The following is a 16043-nucleotide window of genomic DNA, read 5'->3' as shown; positions in this document are numbered from 1 at the left end:
GTTGGCCCTGATGCCTGTAGGAGCGAGCTTGCTCGCGAAAAACGTCAGCGATAACGCGTGCTGCCTGAATAAACGCGGCGCCGGTGAGTTTTTCGCGAGCAAGCTCGCTCCTACATCGATCAGGACTTCTTGGCCTGCTGGTACAGCGGCATTACCTTCGGAATCGCTGCCTGCAACGACGCGATGCGGCTGTCGGAAGCCGGGTGAGTGCTCATGAATTCCGGCGGCGCGCCTTCGGAAGCCTTGGCCATTTTGTTCCACAAGGTGATCGCGGCGTTCGGGTTGTAGCCGGCACGCGCCGAAAGCTCCAGGCCGATCAGGTCAGCTTCATTTTCGTTGCTGCGGCTGTTGGGCAAGGTCATGCCATAGTTGGCCACGGTATCGGCCAGTGCCAGGCTGTCCTGGCCGAGACCGAATATTGCACCAGCGCCCTGCTTGGCCATTTCAATACCGTATGCCTTGGACATCGCTTCACGACCGTGCTCACGCAGGGCGTGGGCGATTTCATGGCCCATCACCGCAGCCAACTCGTCATCGGTGAGCTTGAGGTTGTCGATCAGCGCGCTGTACACCAGGATCTTGCCGCCAGGCCCGCAGTTGGCGTTCATCTCGTCGCTTTTGATCAGGTTCACTTCCCAGTTCCACTGAGCGGCGTCTGCGCGAAAGGTCGGCGCCTGAGCGATCAGGCGCTTGGCGATGGCCTGCACACGCTTGGCGTTGGCGCTGGTCTTGTCCAGAACGCCTTTGCCACTGGCTTCACCCAGGGTCTGCTGGTAAGACTGGGCATACATCTGGTCGACTTCCTGGCTCGACAACATGCTGAACATGTATTGCTTGCGCTCAACCCCAACAGCACCGCCGCTGGTCGTGTTGACCGACTGGCAACCCGCCAGCAACATCGCTGCAACCAAACCGCTTACCGCCAATGACTTCTTCATGAACACGCTCCCTGAAAACATGGCGCGTATCGTAGGCGGTCGTTTGTATTGGCGCCAGATACATCAGACATTTAACCGCCGAATTCCGGACACATCCCACAGTGCAGGCTCAAGCCGGGGTCAGGCACTCCGGCCCATTGAGCTTGGGATCATTGACCATATTGGCCAGCACGCGCTCACGTAAAGCGCTGGGCTCACCGGCCAGCAAGCCCTGCAGCACGTGCAGCGGCGTCTCGGGGTCGAGCCAGGCGGCTTGCCCCGCCGCATCAAGAATCAACGGTCGACGTTGGCTTTGCGCTGCCTGGGTGACCACGGCGGTGCTCAGCCACACCTGCTCCTGCACGGGATACGCTTCCCAGATCGCAGCAAAAAACAGGGTGGAGCCCTCCCCCGGCGTCAACCAATACGGGCGCTTGCGCTGGGTACCGCGCCATTCGTAGAAACCGTTGGCTGGCAACAGGCAGCGGCGCTGGCGGAATGCCTCGCGAAACATCGGTTGCTCGGCGAGCGTTTCGGCGCGGGCATGGGCCGGAGTACGGGAAAGATCCGTCAGCCAGGGCGGCGTCAGCCCCCAACGGGCACGCGCCAGGGTGAGCTGGCCTTCGCTCAGGCGCTGGATCAGCACCGAATCATTGGGGGAAATGTTCCACTGGGCCTGCTGGTCGGCGGGGAAGCCGGGCAAGGCAGCAAAGGCAGGGTTCCAGCGAAACAGGGCATAACGTCCACACATGGGGCAACACGACTCTTGGGGTAAACCGACCGACAGCCTAACAGACCAATACGTCGGGGAAGTTGTCGGGTTCGTCGCCGGGCAAGGGTTGCGCGCCGATATAGGCCGTGATCAGCTCGCGGGCGTACGCCGCCTGATCATTATCGACCTCCAACCCCAGCAAGCCGAAGATCGGCAACTCGCCGGTACCACCGAGCAAGTGGCGGCCCATCAAGTGCGCTTCGATGCCCTCACTGGCCAGCATCTGTTGCAACAGCTCGCCTTCCATCAGGTTTTCCGGCTCATAGATTCGCTGCATGGGCGTACCTGTTATTCGTTTTCGCTACGCATCATTCATTTTCGCTGCGGGTTTCGAGCATCCACTCGTCACCATGCACTTGCAGGTCGAACGTGATCGGCCGGCAACACACCTGGCAGTCTTCTATATAGGTCTGGTCTCCGCCAGACAAATCCACTGTTGTCTCGACCACTTCGCCACAATAAGGACAATCGTACATCGCAGTTTCCAGCATCGCAGTCTCCAAGGTGACTTGTGCGTATAATCGCCGGTCTATTTACAGGGCTATTTCCGGCAGAGCCAGTTTACTCACGCCGCCCCTGCTATTTCCTTTACTTACCCTAGCCGTTTCTAACAAGAGAGCATGATGGGCGAATTCGATACCATCCGACCTTACAACGACAGCGAAGTCCCGGCAGTGCTGGCGCGTCTGTTCAGTGACAAGGCCTTTCTGGACATCCTGACCCACTTTCGCTTCCCGCGCTTTGCCGGCGCCCTGGGCTGGTTGCTCAAGCCGATGATCGCGCGTAAATTGCGCCGTGAGTTTGCCGGCGTCACCACCGTGGCGACGCTGCAAGACAAAGTCGAATACTACGTTGACCACACGATTGACCGGGCGACCGACGGCGTGACCTACACCGGCGTCGAGCAGCTCAAATCCGGCACCGCCTACCTGTTTCTGGCCAACCACCGCGACATCGTGATGGACCCGGCCTTCGTCAACTATGCCGTGTACCACGCCGGCCTGCCGACGCCACGCATCGCCATTGGTGACAACCTGCTGCAAAAGCCGTTTGTCAGCGACCTGATGCGCCTGAACAAGAGCTTCATCGTGCACCGTTCAATCACCGGGCGAAAGGAGAAGATGGCGGCCTACAACCTGCTGTCGGCCTATATCAACCATTCGATCCGCAACGACTGCCAGTCGATCTGGATCGCCCAGGCTGAAGGCCGGGCCAAGGATGGCGATGACCGTACCGAATCGGCGATTCTCAAGATGTTCCACGTCAGCCGCAAGGACGAGCCGTTTGCCGAGGTAATCCAGTCGCTGAACCTGACGCCGGTGTCCATCAGCTACGAGTACGACCCTTGCGATGCCGCCAAGGCCCGCGAGCTGTATATCCGCGCCACCACCGGCACCTACACCAAGGCGCCGGGCGAGGACGACGTGAGCATCGCCCTGGGTATCACCGGCTACAAGGGCCGCGTACATGTGAACTTTGCGCCGCCGATTACCGAGCGTTTCGAAGATACCAAGCTGCTGGCAGTGGAAATGGACCGGCAGATCCTCGGTGGCTACCGCTTGTTTCCGGTGCATTACCTGGCGTACGCACAGTGGGATGATGCTGATCCGCAGTTGCAAGTGCCTAAAGCCGCCGAAGTATTCCCGGCCGATGAGTTGGCCAAGGCGAAAGCTGAATGGGAGCGGCGCCTGAACGAATGCCCGGCCGAACACCGGCCTTATCTGGTGGTGCAGTATGCGACGCCGGTACGCAATCAATACCGCGTAAAGGCCGGGATCCCTCTGTAATATGTGACCCTACAGGGGATATGTGGCAGGCGCTGATTCTACGGGCAGTACATGGCCAGTGTGGGAGCTGGCTCGCCTGCGAGAGCGGTGGTTCAGTTAAAGATTCAGTGGCTGATACACCGCCTTCGCGGGCAAGCCCGCTCCCACATTTGGTTTTGCAGTGGAATTAGAAATGGGTGCTGAACCAGGAGGCGGCCAGGGCCAGGCCAAGGCAGCCGAACCCCACACGGTAAGCCTGACGATGCGCCCGTTCAGTGTGCGTTTCCAGAAAAAGCATCGGCTGATCAATCGCGCGCTCTTCGCTACGCATGGCGAGTTCGGCCATCGCACGTTGCGCGTGCAGGCGGGTGATGAACAGCACCAAGGCGCCCGAGCAGGCAACCAACAGGGCAACAGCATTGATGAGCAGCGCCATCGCAAACCTCGGCGAATCAGTATTCGGATATCAGTCCAGATACCAACCTGAACGATAGTCGCCTCCTGCGCCTTTAATGCTCCTTCTCCGTTGACGGCTAATGTATCCAGTAATTTACAGCGTCACCTGAACGTCACCTTAACAAGTCACTCTGTTGCCCTTCGATGCTTGAGGAGCTAGTCATGTTGCACGCGCAAAACCAGGATCGGCTGTATCTGATCGCCCCAAACGATGAGCAAGAGGCGCTGGTCGGCAGCCTTGCGTTCAACGTCCAGGATCGCCACTGGCTGGTGTATTGCGCGCTCGGCGGCCACCAACATGCGGACTTGCCGGAACTGGATTTGCTCACCGGCGTGAGTGTGCTGGACTTCTATGTCGATACGGCGGCATGACCAAACCACGGGCATAAAAAAACCGGGCTCATCACTGAGCCCGGTTTTTTGTGCACGGTTTATTGCGAACTGAGCAACTGGCCGATGCTTGGATCCTTGAACAGGCGGGTCAAGGCATCGCTGAGCACATCGCTGACCAGCTTGGTGTTGGTTTCCTGGTTGGGCGACATGCCGAAGCGCTGGTTCAGCGATGCGGCGTAGCGGCCACTGTAGCGACGGGTACCGGCGCTGACGTCAGACTTGAAGGTCGCACCGATGGAGGCTTCGGTCACATACAGCCCCTCTTTGGGCGACTGGTACTTCAGCTCGGCCAGGGTCACGGTCAGTTGCGGCACACCTGGCGAGTTGGTCGGTGTAAAGCCCAGCAAGCGCACAGCGGCTTCAGCCTGGGCCTGCAGTTTGGGCAGCACATCCTGACCGGTTACCGAAATCAGCGCAGTCTCCGGATACAGGCCGCCACGCGAGCCCAGGGTTGGCGACGGACGACCGTCGACCACACGTACCGACACCGCCTGGCCATGGCCTACCGCAGCCAACGGCGCGGTGACTTTAGGTTGCGGGCTGAGTTGTTGCGGGCTGTTGGCGCAGCCAACCAGGGTCAAACTGGTCACAGTGATCAAACCGAACAACAGGCGTTGCAACATACTCATTTCTCCAGGACTAGGTGCAGACAGGTCGCCAGTATAACGGTGCACGCACGCCACTCACCAGCAATCCTGAACGGTGGCTGAAGCCATGGGCAAATTACAAATTCGCATAAATTGGTCACCGCAGTGTCATGCCACACTGGCAATCTTCAAGCATGTAACACACCAGGTACACAGCCATGCGCCTTCTCAAGACACTGTTCATGTCACACACCCGTCACCGCCACTTCGCCCTGCTCGACGCCCAGGGCCATTGCCAGGCATTCAAGCAATGCAGCCTGCCGCCCGTCGGTGAAGGCTGGGTGGAAGTGACCGAGACTCATCTGGGCTGGATGCACCGCCCTCTGCCGGCCAGCGCCCGGGTCAAGCCGCAGGTTTTTCGCGCACAACACCGGCAAGCGTTGGCCTCCTGACCGGGACCCGAATAAAAGTCATAAAACACGCCCATTTCCTTGGCGTTCTTCGCTACAATCTCCCCCCGATTATAAGGACGTCTCCTGATCGGGCCCCGCAGCATCGTTAATGCCCAGGCATTAGCCCCAAAATCGCCCACAGAGAGCCGCCCACACAGATCAAGTGAAGCTGGCGTGCTTGCTGTTTCCTTTGCAAACCACCCCGCCTTTATCGGATCTGCCAGAGCTGCCATTGCGCTCGGCCACTTGTGTTGTTTGCCCGTTTTGCCGCATGTCGGCAGAGGTTTACGGGCCAGGTGCCAGGCTGGGGCAGCCCTTTTTTGAGGTTCACGTCTTCAAAAGAGCGTGAAAAAACGGGTTTTCACAACTTCACAAGAGTGTGGCGAGCAAATGAATAGTTTGGCGTTTGTACAAGCACCATCAGCGTCTGGGGCAGCCCAATTACACAGGATCGAGCCTTCCTCAAAAACCGGAGCTTGAGCCTGTCCGCTACGGATTGGTTGCACGAATCGCACGCTTTGACCATAAGTCGAATTGCCACAGGCGCCCATGAATGCGTTCATAGGCAGATTAGCCCGGCAGGAAGCGTGTGCTGAAGTTGCAAAGAATTGCGAAACGGACATGGCGATCCTGGCCATGGGTAACCTGGGGCAACACGTGAACCGCCCCGTCACTCCTGGCAGCCATGCCGTCAATTTGGTGCTGCAGATTTTGGAGACGCGTTAAATGGCGCATAACGAAGCAGTCGACGTAGTTCTGGTAGGGGCCGGCATCATGAGTGCCACCCTGGCCGTACTGCTCAAGGAGCTCGACCCCGGCCTCAAGCTGGAAGTCGTTGAGCTGATGGATTCGGGTGCCGCGGAGAGTTCCAACCCGTGGAACAACGCCGGTACCGGCCACGCCGGGCTGTGTGAGCTGAACTACACGCCACAGGCCGCCGATGGCTCCATCGACATCAAGAAAGCCGTGCACATCAACACCCAGTTCGAGGTGTCGAAACAGTTCTGGGCGTACCTGACCAAGAAGGGCACCTTTGGCTCGTCCAAGTCGTTCATCAGCCCGGTCCCGCACCTGAGCTTCGTGCAGGGCGACAAAGGCGTTTCCTTCCTCAAGAAACGCTTTGAGACCCTCAGCCAGCACCACGCGTTTTCGGACATGCACTACACCGAAGACCGCAGCGAAATGGCCGAGTGGATGCCGCTGATGATGCCGGGCCGCCCGCTTGACGAAAAAATCGCCGCGACCCGCGTGATGAACGGCACCGACGTCAACTTCGGCGCCCTGACCAATCAGTTGCTCAGCCACCTGACCAGTTCGCCTGATGCCCAGGTCAAATACTGCAAGCGCGTCACCGGCCTCAAACGTAACGGCGCCGGCTGGACCGTGAGCATCAAGGACGTCAACAGCGGCAACAGCCGCGAGGTGGACGCCAAGTTCGTGTTCCTCGGCGCCGGTGGTGCGGCCCTGCCGCTGCTGCAAGCCTCGGGCATCGAAGAAAGCAAAGGCTTCGGCGGTTTCCCGGTCAGTGGCCAGTGGCTGCGTTGCGACAACCCTGAAGTGGTCAAACAGCACCAGGCCAAGGTCTATAGCCAGGCTGCCGTGGGTTCGCCGCCCATGTCCGTGCCGCACCTGGACACCCGCGTGGTGGATGGCAAGAAGTCGCTGTTGTTCGGGCCATACGCAGGCTTTACCACCAAGTTCCTCAAGCACGGCTCGTTCCTTGACCTGCCGATGTCGATTCGCGCTGGCAATATTGGCCCGATGCTGGCCGTGGCCCGCGACAACATGGACCTGACCAAGTACCTGGTCAGCGAAGTGCGCCAATCCATGGAGCAGCGCCTGGAATCCCTGCGTCGCTTCTACCCCGAGGCGAAAGCCGAAGACTGGCGCCTGGAAGTGGCCGGCCAGCGGGTGCAGATCATCAAGAAAGACCCGAAGAAAGGCGGCGTGCTGCAATTCGGCACCGAGCTGGTGGCGGCCAAGGACGGTTCGCTCGCGGCGCTGCTGGGCGCATCTCCGGGTGCCTCGGTGACCGTATCGATCATGCTGGAGCTGATTGAACGCTGCTTCCCGCAGAAGGCTGCCGGTGAATGGGCGAGCAAGCTGCACGAGATCTTCCCGGCGCGGGAAAAGGTCCTGGAGACGGATGCCGAGCTGTATCGCAAGATCAACACGCAGAACAACATCAGCCTTGAGCTGGTGGAGCAAAGCAACGAAGCCCAAAGCTACGCTTAAGGTTTGAATGCAAAAAAAAACGCCCCTCGGGGCGTTTTTTTGTGGCTCGGATAATCAGCCGCGTGCTTTGTCGATCAGCTCGATGTATTCAGCGGCGTTGCGCTGGTCCTTGATCAGATCAACGAAGGTCTGGCCATGCTCGTCCTGGCCATCCAGGTCCAGGCCTGCTTCTTGGAAAAAGCCCAGGAAACGCTCGAAGTCGTCGATACGCAGGCCGCGATAGGCCTTGATCAGTTTGTGCAGGGACGGCGAAGTCGCATCAACCGGCTCGAAGTCCAGGAACAACTTGATTTGGTCGTCACCGATCTCGTCACCAATCACCTGTTTCTTATCTTTACGCATTACCGACTCCAGCCTGCAGACATTTACACGGGGTTTGAAGTCTACCTGCGCGACGCAGGATGTGGGAGGGGCTCAATCGAACTGGGCAAGCATCCAGCGGTGATACTCCGCCATACCCGCCTCGCCTTCACGGGGCGCCCAGCTTGCCAGCTCACCTTCGCCAACAGGACGGTAAGGGCCAGCCTTGCATTCAAACATCACGCTGTCCGGCTCCAGCACCACCAGGCTATGAAAAACACCTGGCGAAAGGTCTACGCCCTGGCACTCTCCGCCGGCTTGCAACACACGCTTGCTGAGTAGCTCGCCGACCTCGCTGAAAATCAAGATTCCCAAGCGCCCCTTGAGCACCAGCAGAGTTTCAGCTTTATCAGCGCTCAGGTGACGATGAGGCTGCACATAGGTGCTGGGTTGCAAGCCGACCGCCATGCGATGACAAGGCTCTTGCATCTCATGGAAGTTGACGTTCTGACGCCCACGGGGGCTGGCGGCCGCTTTCTCGGCCAATTCGGCAAACAGGGTCTGATCAAGAAAGCGGGCCATCGATTACATTCCTTTAACGGCAAAGATGCCATTGGCGTTACGCCAGTAGCCTTTGTAGTCCATGCCATACCCGAAGATATAGCGGTCGACGCACGGCAGCCCAACAAAATCGGCTTTCAATTCAGGACGGGCTTTGCGGTCGTGGTCTTTGTCGATCAGCACAGCGGTATGCACTTTGCGCGCGCCGGCATGTTTGCAGAAATCGATGATCGCGCCCAGGGTATGACCTTCATCGAGGATGTCATCGATGATCAGCACATCGCGGTCAATGAACGAAACTTCCGGCTTGGCCTTCCAGAACAGATCGCCGCCGCTGGTTTCGTTGCGATAACGGGTGGCGTGCAGGTAAGAGGCTTCCAGTGGGAATTGCAGGTGGGTGAGCAATTTACCGGCGAAGATCAGGCCACCGTTCATCACACAAAAGACCACCGGGTTGGTGTCGGCCATTTCGCGGGTGATGTGCTCGCCGACCTTGGCGATTGCTGCTTCGACCTGCGCTTCGGTGTACAGGCAGTCAGCCTCGTGCATGATTTGACGGATATGCTCGAGATCAGCAGACATGGCGCTCTCCAAGGGGGTGCTGTGGCAAGAAAAGCGGGCGAAGGTACGCTTCTCGTGCGCTCCAATCAAGCCTTTATGGACTAACGTACTTGATGTCTATAGGACAACACTCTCGGATAGATTAATCTAGGCCGGTTTTTTTGCCCGCCGCCGGAGCCTTTCCCATGCCCACTCGCGAGATCCGCCACCCGCTGATCCGACACAAACTCGGCCTTATGCGCCGTGCCGACATTAGCACGAAGAATTTCCGTGAGCTTGCTCAGGAAGTCGGAGCGCTGCTGACTTACGAAGCCACCAAGGATTTACCCCTGGAAACCTACGAGATCCCCGGTTGGGCCGGTCCCGTACAAGTGGAAAAAATCGCCGGTAAGAAAATTACCGTCGTCCCTATCCTGCGCGCCGGTATCGGCATGCTCGAAGGTGTACTCAGCCTGATCCCGGGCGCCAAGGTCAGCGCCGTGGGCGTTGCCCGCAATGAAGAAACACTGCAGGCCCACACCTACCTGGAGAAGCTCGTTCCGGAAATCAACGAGCGCCTGGCCATGATCATCGACCCGATGCTCGCCACCGGTAGCTCCATGGTCGCGACCATCGACCTGCTGAAAAAAGCCGGCTGCCGGGACATCCGTGCCATGGTGCTGGTGGCCGCGCCCGAAGGCATCGCCGCCGTCGAGAAAGCCCATCCGGATGTGCAGATCTACACCGCATCCATTGATGAGCGCCTGAATGAACACGGCTACATCATCCCAGGCCTTGGCGATGCCGGTGACAAGATCTTCGGCACCAAGCAGAAGGACGCGTGAACATGCAGGATGAATTCAACGACCCGCTTTGGCGCCAGATCCTGTCTGGCGCACAGATGCTCTTCGTAGCATTTGGCGCGCTGGTGTTGATGCCGCTGATCACAGGTCTTGATCCAAACGTCGCACTGTTCACCGCCGGCCTGGGCACATTGTTGTTCCAGGTGGTGACAGGGCGGCAGGTGCCGGTATTTTTGGCATCGAGCTTCGCGTTTATCACCCCGATCATCCTCGCCAAAGGCCAATTCGGCCTGGCGGCGACCATGGGCGGGGTGATGGCGGCCGGTTTCGTCTATACGTTCCTGGGCCTGGCCGTGAAGGTCAAGGGCACCGGCTTTATCGACCGGCTGTTGCCGCCAGTGGTGATCGGCCCGGTGATTATTTCCATCGGCCTGGCCATGGCACCGATTGCCGCCAATATGGCCATGGGCAAGTCCGGCGACGGCGCCGAGTTGATCCATTACCAGACGGCGATGCTGATCTCGATGCCCGCACTGCTGACCACCTTGATCGTGGCCGTGTTCGGCAAAGGCATTTTCCGCCTGGTGCCGATCATCTCCGGCGTACTGGTGGGTTTTGCCATGTCGTTCTACTTTGGCGTGGTCGACACGGCAAAGATCGCGGCTGCGCCGTGGTTCGCCCTGCCCCACTTTACCGCGCCAGAGTTCAACTGGCAGGCGATCCTGTTTATCGTCCCGGTGGCCCTGGCCCCGGCGATCGAACATATCGGCGGTGTGATTGCGGTGGGCAGCGTGACCGGTCGCGACTACCTGAAAAAGCCCGGCCTGCACCGCACCTTGCTGGGTGACGGTATCGCCACTACGGCTGCCGGCATGTTTGGCGGCCCGCCGAACACCACCTACGCCGAGGTGACCGGCGCAGTGATGCTGACCAAGAACTACAACCCGAAAATCATGACCTGGGCGGCAGTGTTTGCTATCAGCCTGGCGTTTATCGGCAAGTTCGGCGCACTGCTGCAGAGCATCCCCGTGCCGGTGATGGGCGGGATTCTGTGCCTGCTGTTCGGCTCGATTGCTGCGGTGGGGATGAACACGCTGATTCGCCACAGGATCGACCTGGGTGAAGCACGCAACCTGGTGATTGTGTCGGTAACCCTGGTATTCGGGATTGGCGGTGTGCTGGTCGGCACCGGCACCGGCCCGGACGATTTCGGCCTCAAGGGCATCGCCCTGTGTGCCGTGGTGGCGATTGGTTTGAACCTGTTGCTGCCGGGCAATGATGGCTGGAAGAACAAGAAGCCGGATGAGCCGCTGATCTAAGCCCTCCAGTTTTCTGGTGTAGCTGGTGGCCTCATCGCGGGCAAGCCCGGCTCCCACAGGGAAATGCAGTCTCCTGTGGGAGCCGGGCTTGCCCGCGATGAGGCCCTTACTGCCTGCAAAGAATTAGAGCTCGCCGAGCCCATCAATCAGCGCCTGGTTCTGCTCAGGCGTACCGATACTGATCCGCAGGAATTGGGCAATCCGCTCCTGCTTGAAGTGCCGCACGATAACCCCCTGCTCACGCAACTTGGCTGCCAATCCAGCAGCGTCATGCCGTGGGTGGCGCGCAAAGATGAAGTTCGCCGCCGAGGGCAACACTTCAAACCCTTTGCCTTCCAGTTGCGCGACCACCTTGTTGCGGCTGTCGATCACCATCTGGCAGGTCTGCTCGAAGTATTCACGGTCTTCGAACGCCGCCGCCGCGCCAACAATCGCCAGGCGATCCAGCGGGTAGGAGTTGAAGCTGTTCTTGACCCGCTCCAGCGCCTCGATCAGGTCCGGATGACCCACGGCCAAGCCCACACGCAAACCGGCCAGTGAGCGCGATTTGGACAGGGTCTGGGTCACCAGCAGGTTCGGGTAACGGTCCACCAGGCTGATGGCGGTTTCGCCACCGAAGTCGATGTAGGCTTCGTCGACCACCACCACCGAATCCGGGCTGGTCTTGAGGATCTGCTCCACCGCATCCAGCGCCAGTACGCAGCCGGTGGGTGCGTTAGGGTTGGGGAAGATGATCCCGCCGTTGGGCCTGGCATAGTCAGATGCGCGAATCTGGAACTGCTCGTCCAACGCCAGCGCGTCGTACTTGATGCCGTAGAGGCCGCAATACACGGGGTAAAAGCTGTAGCTGATATCCGGAAACAGCAGTGGCAGATCGTGCTGGAACAGGCCATGAAAGATGTGCGCCAGGACTTCATCGGAACCGTTGCCAAGGAATACCTTGCCGGCGTCGATCCCGTAATACCTGGCCACGGCTTGTTTGAGCAGGTCGCTGTTGGGGTCCGGGTACAGGCGCAAGTTGTCGTTCAACTCGGCCTGCATCGCTGCCAATGCCTTGGGCGATGGGCCGTATGGGTTTTCGTTGGTGTTGAGCTTGACCAGCTTGGTCAGCTTCGGTTGCTCACCGGGTACGTAAGGCACGAGGTCCTTGACGAAAGGGCTCCAGAATTTGCTCATGCCTTACTCTCCCTTGACGATGCGGTATTCAGCGCTGCGTGCGTGAGCGCTGAGGGATTCACCACGGGCCAGCACCGAGGCAGTCTTGCCCAGCTCGGAAGCACCTTGTGGCGAGCAGAAGATAATCGACGAACGCTTCTGGAAGTCATACACCCCCAGCGGCGATGAAAAACGCGCAGTGCCGGAGGTCGGCAACACGTGGTTAGGCCCGGCGCAGTAGTCGCCCAGGGCTTCGCTGGTGTGACGCCCCATGAAGATGGCACCGGCGTGACGAATCGACGGCAACCAGGCCTGTGGGTCCGCTACGGACAGCTCCAGGTGTTCCGGCGCGATGCGGTTGGCCACTTCGATGGCTTGCTCCATATCACGCACCAGAATCAGTGCGCCGCGGCCATTGATCGACTTCTCGATGATTTCGGCACGCTCCATGGTCGGCAGCAGCTTATTGATGCTGGCGGCGACCTTGTCGAGGAACTCGGCATCGGGGCTGACCAGGATCGCCTGGGCATCTTCGTCGTGCTCAGCCTGGGAGAACAGGTCCATGGCAATCCAGTCCGGATCGGTCTGGCCGTCACACACCACCAGAATTTCCGAAGGGCCGGCGATCATGTCGATGCCGACCTGGCCGAACACATGGCGCTTGGCGGTGGCGACGTAGATGTTGCCTGGGCCAACAACCTTGTCGACCTTCGGCACGCTTTCGGTGCCATAGGCCAGGGCCGCGACGGCCTGGGCGCCACCGATGGTGAACACCCGGTCGACACCCGCGATGCAGGCGGCAGCCAGTACCAGCTCGTTGATTTCACCACGAGGGGTCGGCACCACCATGACCACTTCAGTGACACCCGCCACTTTGGCCGGAATCGCGTTCATTAACACGGACGACGGATAAGAGGCTTTACCGCCCGGCACGTAAAGGCCGGCACGGTCCAACGGCGTGACCTTCTGGCCCAGTACGGTGCCATCGGCTTCGGTGTAGCTCCAGGAGTCCTGCTTCTGCTTTTCGTGGTAGCTGCGTACCCGCGCCGCTGCGACTTCCAGGGCTTCGCGCTGGGGCGCGGTGATACGCGTCAGGGCCAGCTCAAGGCGCTCGCGGGGCAGGATCAGGTCCGCCATCGACTTGACGTCCAGGCCGTCGAACTGACGAGTGAAGTCCACCAGCGCCGCATCACCGCGCTCGCGCACGGCCTTGATAATGTCGAGCACCCGCTGGTTGACCGAGTCGTCGGACACGCTTTCCCAGCTCAGCAGATGATCCAGATGATGGGCGAAATCCGGGTCGGCAGCGTTGAGTCGGGCAATTGCAGTGGACGTGGTCATAGCGAGGGCCTCAATAGAATTGGCAAAAACTCAGGCGCCCTAAACTAGCAGTCGTTTCCGCTTGGGCACCTGAGAATTCTGGCTATGAGGCGGATAGACGGGCGCAGCCTTTGGGCTACGCGGGTGAGTCAACCGCGGTGTCGAGACTCCACTGCCTTGCGCAGGGTGTCGATCAACGCCTGGATACGGGCGTGTTGCATCTTCATCGAAGCTTTGTTGACGATCAGGCGAGAGCTGATGTCGGCGATGAAATCCTGTGGCTCCAAACCGTTGGCGCGCAGGGTGTTGCCGGTGTCGACCACGTCGATGATCTTGTCGGCCAGGCCGATCAGCGGCGCCAGCTCCATCGAGCCGTAGAGCTTGATGATATCGACCTGGCGGCCTTGTTCGGCGTAGTAGCGCTTGGCGACATTGACAAACTTGGTCGCCACCCGCAGGCGGCCCTTGGGCTCGACATCACCGACACGGCCAGCGGTCATCAGCTTGCACAGGGCGATACGCAGGTCCAGTGGCTCATACAAGCCCTGGCCACCGTATTCCATCAGCACATCCTTACCCGCGACACCGAGGTCGGCGGCACCATGTTCAACGTAGGTCGGCACGTCGGTAGCCCGCACGATCAGCAGGCGAACGTCGTCCTGGGTCGTGGGGATGATCAGCTTGCGGCTCTTGTCCGGATTCTCGGTCGGCACGATGCCCGCTTCAGCCAGAAGCGGCAACGTGTCGTCAAGGATGCGGCCCTTGGACAGTGCGATGGTCAACATGGGAACGTCAGTCCTTCATCAGGCTATTGCTGTCCGGTCACAAACAGTGCCAGACACAGATCGAGGCCATGACAGCCTCGATTTGAAACAAACCAGTGTGTAGGAGCGAGCTTGCTCACCCCTACAGGGCAGCGGGGGTTAGCCCGGTACGCGGCGGATTTTAGCGCCGAGCATCTGCAGTTTTTCTTCGATGCACTCGTAGCCACGGTCTATGTGGTAGATGCGGTCGATCAGGGTGTCGCCTTCGGCGCACAGTGCCGAGATCACCAGGCTGGCCGAGGCACGCAGGTCGGTAGCCATGACTGGCGCGCCCTTGAGCTTGTCGATGCCGGTGACGATGGCGGTATTGCCTTCGACCTGGATCTTGGCGCCCATGCGGTGCAGTTCGTACACGTGCATGAAGCGGTTTTCGAAGATGGTCTCGATCACGGCACCCGTGCCTTCGGCAATCGCGTTCAGGGAGATGAACTGCGCTTGCATGTCGGTCGGGAACGCCGGGTACGGAGCGGTACGCACGTTGACGGCTTTTGGCCGCTTGCCGTGCATGTTCAGCTCGATCCAGTCCTCACCGGTGGTGATTTCTGCGCCGGCTTCCTTGAGTTTTTCCAGGACGGCTTCAAGGATGGTCGGATCGGTGTCCTTGACCTTCACGCGGCCACCGGTCACGGCAGCGGCAACCAGGTAGGTACCGGTCTCGATGCGGTCAGGCATGACTTTGTAGGTAGCGGTGTGCAGACGCTCTACACCATCAATGGTGATGGTGTCGGTGCCAGCACCGGAAACTTTGGCGCCCATGGCGTTGAGGAAGTTGGCCAGGTCGACCACTTCCGGCTCACGCGCGGCGTTTTGCAGCACGCTGCGGCCTTTGGCCAGGGCAGCGGCCATCATGATGTTTTCGGTACCGGTCACACTGACGGTATCAAAGAAGAAGTTCGCGCCACGCAGGCCGCCTTCCGGCGCCTTGGCCTTGATGTAGCCGCCTTCGACGTCGATGACTGCGCCCATGGCCTCAAGGCCACGGATGTGCAGGTCGACCGGACGCGAACCAATGGCGCAACCGCCAGGCAAGGCCACTTCGGCTTCGCCGAAACGAGCAACCATCGGGCCCAGCACCAGGATCGACGCACGCATGGTTTTCACCAGTTCGTACGGGGCGATCAGGGTCTTGATGGTGCGCGGGTCGATCTCGACGGCCAGCTTCTCGTCGATCACCGGCTCAATACCCATGCGGCCGAACAGCTCGATCATGGTGGTAATGTCGTGCAGGTGCGGCAGGTTGGCTACAGTCACCGGGCCATCGCACAGCAGGGTCGCTGCCAGGATCGGCAAGGCGGAGTTTTTCGCACCGGAAATGCGGATCTCGCCATCAAGGCGGGCACCGCCGGTAATAATCAATTTATCCATAAGAATCTCGACGCCTTGGGGGCTCAGGTGCGCTCGGCCCAGGCCGCGCGGCTGAAAAATTTCATAGTGACCGCATGGATGCTGCCATCGGTGATCCATGGGTTCAAATGGGCATAGATCTGCTGCTGACGCTTGACCGGGCTCAATGCCGCCAGTTCATCGCTAATCACGTTCAGCTGGAAATTGCAGCCTTCGCCTTCAACTTCAACAGTCGTTTCCGGCAGCTTTCCTTCAAGGAAGCTCTTAACTTCTAGGGCCTGCATGCTCAACCTCTATCG

Annotated in this window: 20 protein-coding genes; 6 read left to right on the top strand and 14 right to left on the bottom strand. The window is 59.7% G+C overall.

The genetic code is table 11. The features are described from left to right. Positions 1 to 119: 119 nt before the first annotated feature. From IH404_RS05930 to IH404_RS05915, 4 genes are all read right to left on the bottom strand, one after another. A complete protein-coding gene (locus tag IH404_RS05930; protein WP_005784894.1) occupies positions 120 to 938 on the bottom strand; it encodes a M48 family metallopeptidase in 819 nt (272 codons plus the stop codon). A gap of 109 nt (positions 939 to 1047) precedes the next feature. Beyond that, positions 1048 to 1668: an SOS response-associated peptidase gene (locus tag IH404_RS05925; RefSeq protein WP_005784892.1), complete on the bottom strand. Its 621-nt coding sequence runs from the start codon at positions 1666 to 1668 to the stop codon at positions 1048 to 1050. Between the two features lie 37 nt (positions 1669 to 1705). Then, positions 1706 to 1966: a DUF2007 domain-containing protein gene (locus IH404_RS05920; RefSeq protein WP_005784889.1), complete on the bottom strand. Its 261-nt coding sequence runs from the start codon at positions 1964 to 1966 to the stop codon at positions 1706 to 1708. A gap of 31 nt (positions 1967 to 1997) precedes the next feature. Beyond that, positions 1998 to 2180, bottom strand: a complete 183-nt coding sequence (locus IH404_RS05915) for a CPXCG motif-containing cysteine-rich protein (RefSeq protein WP_005784887.1) — start codon at positions 2178 to 2180, stop codon at positions 1998 to 2000. Positions 2181 to 2312: 132 nt separating this feature from the next. Here IH404_RS05915 and IH404_RS05910 point away from each other — a divergent pair, with 132 nt between their 5' ends. Next, positions 2313 to 3476 carry a 1-acyl-sn-glycerol-3-phosphate acyltransferase gene (locus IH404_RS05910; RefSeq protein WP_194440139.1) on the top strand — a complete coding sequence of 388 codons (1164 nt, stop codon included), beginning with the start codon at positions 2313 to 2315 and terminating at the stop codon, positions 3474 to 3476. 166 nt (positions 3477 to 3642) lie between these two features. Here the strand turns inward: IH404_RS05910 and IH404_RS05905 are convergent, their stop codons facing one another. Then, positions 3643 to 3891 carry a hypothetical protein gene (locus IH404_RS05905; RefSeq protein WP_005784883.1) on the bottom strand — a complete coding sequence of 83 codons (249 nt, stop codon included), beginning with the start codon at positions 3889 to 3891 and terminating at the stop codon, positions 3643 to 3645. A 182-nt stretch (positions 3892 to 4073) separates the two neighbouring features. Between IH404_RS05905 and IH404_RS05900 the strand changes: the two genes are divergently transcribed. Continuing rightward, a complete protein-coding gene (locus IH404_RS05900; protein ID WP_005784881.1) occupies positions 4074 to 4283 on the top strand; it encodes a hypothetical protein in 210 nt (69 codons plus the stop codon). Positions 4284 to 4342: 59 nt separating this feature from the next. Here IH404_RS05900 and IH404_RS05895 read toward each other — a convergent pair whose 3' ends face one another. Beyond that, positions 4343 to 4927, bottom strand: a complete 585-nt coding sequence (locus IH404_RS05895) for a YajG family lipoprotein (RefSeq protein WP_005784879.1) — start codon at positions 4925 to 4927, stop codon at positions 4343 to 4345. A 182-nt stretch (positions 4928 to 5109) separates the two neighbouring features. Between IH404_RS05895 and IH404_RS05890 the strand changes: the two genes are divergently transcribed. Continuing rightward, positions 5110 to 5343 (top strand): hypothetical protein, encoded by a 234-nt coding sequence (locus IH404_RS05890; RefSeq protein WP_005784877.1) that lies wholly within the window; start codon positions 5110 to 5112, stop codon positions 5341 to 5343. A 726-nt stretch (positions 5344 to 6069) separates the two neighbouring features. Continuing rightward, positions 6070 to 7578, top strand: coding sequence for a malate dehydrogenase (quinone) (gene mqo / locus IH404_RS05885; protein ID WP_005784875.1), 1509 nt, complete (start codon positions 6070 to 6072; stop codon positions 7576 to 7578). Between the two features lie 54 nt (positions 7579 to 7632). Here mqo and IH404_RS05880 read toward each other — a convergent pair whose 3' ends face one another. The 3 genes from IH404_RS05880 to IH404_RS05870 form a co-directional block, all read right to left on the bottom strand. Next, positions 7633 to 7920 (bottom strand): PA4642 family protein, encoded by a 288-nt coding sequence (locus tag IH404_RS05880; RefSeq protein ID WP_005784873.1) that lies wholly within the window; start codon positions 7918 to 7920, stop codon positions 7633 to 7635. A 72-nt stretch (positions 7921 to 7992) separates the two neighbouring features. Then, positions 7993 to 8460 (bottom strand): WbuC family cupin fold metalloprotein, encoded by a 468-nt coding sequence (locus IH404_RS05875; protein ID WP_194440138.1) that lies wholly within the window; start codon positions 8458 to 8460, stop codon positions 7993 to 7995. Between the two features lie 3 nt (positions 8461 to 8463). Further along, positions 8464 to 9021, bottom strand: a complete 558-nt coding sequence (locus tag IH404_RS05870; protein ID WP_005784869.1) for a hypoxanthine-guanine phosphoribosyltransferase — start codon at positions 9019 to 9021, stop codon at positions 8464 to 8466. 164 nt (positions 9022 to 9185) lie between these two features. Here IH404_RS05870 and upp point away from each other — a divergent pair, with 164 nt between their 5' ends. Together upp and IH404_RS05860 are read left to right on the top strand one after the other, a co-directional pair. Next, positions 9186 to 9824 carry a uracil phosphoribosyltransferase gene (gene upp, locus IH404_RS05865; RefSeq protein WP_003188608.1) on the top strand — a complete coding sequence of 213 codons (639 nt, stop codon included), beginning with the start codon at positions 9186 to 9188 and terminating at the stop codon, positions 9822 to 9824. 2 nt (positions 9825 to 9826) lie between these two features. Further along, positions 9827 to 11101 (top strand): uracil-xanthine permease family protein, encoded by a 1275-nt coding sequence (locus IH404_RS05860; RefSeq protein WP_005784866.1) that lies wholly within the window; start codon positions 9827 to 9829, stop codon positions 11099 to 11101. A gap of 123 nt (positions 11102 to 11224) precedes the next feature. Here IH404_RS05860 and hisC read toward each other — a convergent pair whose 3' ends face one another. The 5 genes from hisC to IH404_RS05835 form a co-directional block, all read right to left on the bottom strand. Further along, complete coding sequence (hisC, locus tag IH404_RS05855; RefSeq protein WP_194440137.1) at positions 11225 to 12277, bottom strand: histidinol-phosphate transaminase; 1053 nt, start codon at positions 12275 to 12277, stop codon at positions 11225 to 11227. 3 nt (positions 12278 to 12280) lie between these two features. After that, complete coding sequence (hisD, locus tag IH404_RS05850) at positions 12281 to 13597, bottom strand: histidinol dehydrogenase (protein WP_003188601.1); 1317 nt, start codon at positions 13595 to 13597, stop codon at positions 12281 to 12283. Positions 13598 to 13725: 128 nt separating this feature from the next. Next, entirely contained in the window at positions 13726 to 14361 is a 636-nt protein-coding gene (gene hisG, locus IH404_RS05845) for an ATP phosphoribosyltransferase (protein WP_003188599.1), read from the bottom strand. A 138-nt stretch (positions 14362 to 14499) separates the two neighbouring features. Beyond that, positions 14500 to 15765 carry a UDP-N-acetylglucosamine 1-carboxyvinyltransferase gene (gene murA, locus IH404_RS05840; protein WP_005784861.1) on the bottom strand — a complete coding sequence of 422 codons (1266 nt, stop codon included), beginning with the start codon at positions 15763 to 15765 and terminating at the stop codon, positions 14500 to 14502. A gap of 23 nt (positions 15766 to 15788) precedes the next feature. Then, positions 15789 to 16028 carry a BolA family protein gene (locus IH404_RS05835; RefSeq protein WP_003188597.1) on the bottom strand — a complete coding sequence of 80 codons (240 nt, stop codon included), beginning with the start codon at positions 16026 to 16028 and terminating at the stop codon, positions 15789 to 15791. Between the last annotated feature and the right edge of the window lie 15 nt (positions 16029 to 16043).

The organism is Pseudomonas sp. OST1909, from assembly GCF_015277575.1.
GTDB lineage: Bacteria > Pseudomonadota > Gammaproteobacteria > Pseudomonadales > Pseudomonadaceae > Aquipseudomonas > Aquipseudomonas synxantha_A.
Note: the sequence above shows the minus strand (reverse complement) of the source record. Positions and strands in the feature narration are given on the sequence as shown.